This window comes from Halomonas sp. SIMBA_159, assembly GCF_046536035.1.
Taxonomy (GTDB): domain Bacteria; phylum Pseudomonadota; class Gammaproteobacteria; order Pseudomonadales; family Halomonadaceae; genus Vreelandella; species Vreelandella venusta_A.
Map to the genome: position 1 here is coordinate 1 of NZ_JAWJBT010001665.1, position 234 is coordinate 234.

Annotated in this window: 1 protein-coding gene; it reads left to right on the plus strand. The window is 60.7% G+C overall.

The genetic code is table 11. The annotated features are described in order from the left end of the window. On the plus strand, positions 1–234 hold a 234-nt coding region (locus tag R0J87_RS24865), incomplete at both ends, for a Fic family protein (RefSeq protein ID WP_498889702.1).

Genomic DNA, 234 nt, shown 5'->3' on the forward strand with positions numbered 1-234 from the left:
GGCCATTCATCCGTTCACGGATGGCAACGGTCGTACCGGGCGCATCCTCAATGTGCTTCAGCTCGTGGCGGCTGAGGTCTTGCGTGACCCGATCCTCTATCTCTCGCGGTACATCATCCAGAACAAGGACGAGTACTACCGCCTGCTCCTGGCGGTCACGACCGATGCCGCGTGGGAAGCGTGGATCCTCTTCATCCTGAAGGGGATCGAGGAGACTGCTCGGCGAACTCTGGC